Origin of the sequence: Bradyrhizobium sp. (genome assembly GCF_016462955.1) — a bacterium.
Taxonomy (GTDB): domain Bacteria; phylum Pseudomonadota; class Alphaproteobacteria; order Rhizobiales; family Xanthobacteraceae; genus Bradyrhizobium.
Window position 1 is genome coordinate 1996 of record NZ_JAEMSD010000719.1, and the last position, 706, is coordinate 2701.

The 706-nt window shown below is 66.9% G+C and carries 1 protein-coding gene; it reads right to left on the bottom strand.

Annotated elements, in window-relative coordinates; genetic code table 11:
* The coding region (locus JHD07_RS37360) for a tripartite tricarboxylate transporter substrate-binding protein (protein ID WP_291631304.1) at positions 1–691 on the bottom strand (691 nt) is incomplete at its 3' end.
* Positions 692–706: the final 15 nt, after the last annotated feature.

A 706-nucleotide genomic window follows, 5' to 3' on the forward strand; every position in this document is an offset into this window, starting at 1 on the left:
CGATCGCCGTCAACTTCTCCTTCACTTCGGGCTTGGCGAGCGCCGCGCTCGCGGCGGCGGCGAGCTTGCTGGCGAAGTCCGGCGGGCTGCCGGCGGGGAGCCACATGCCGTACCAGGCGTCCGCGACGAGGTCGATGCCGCTCTCCTTCAGCGTCGGCACGTCAGGTGCGAACGGCGAGCGCTCGGCACTTGAGACCGCAATGATCTTCACACCCTTGGCGCGATGCTGCGGTAGCGCGTCCGCCAGCGTCGTGATGCCGAACGAAATATGGCCGCCGACGAGATCATTGAGGATGGGCGCGCTGCCGCGATAGGGCACGCGGGTCAGGGGGATGCCGAGATCCTTTTCGAGCCTGGAGCCCGTGAAATGAGGGATGGTGCCGTTGCTTGGCACCCCGAACGACGTCTTGCCGGGATTCGCCTTCAGCCAGGCGACGAAGCTCTTGAAATCCGCGGCGTCGATCCCGGGACCGATCACGACGGCGAACTCGAACCGCGCCAGCAGAGACACCGGCACGAAATCCCTGGCGGTGTCGAAGCTCGGCGTCGTCTCCACCATCGGCAGCAGGTACATGGTCGGCCCCGTCGTCACCAGCACCATACTGCCGTCGGGGCTTGCGCCCTTCACCGCCTTGATGCCGATCAGGCCGTCGCCGCCGGTGCGGTTCTCGACCACGACGGTCCGTTGCAACAGCGGCGCCATCTC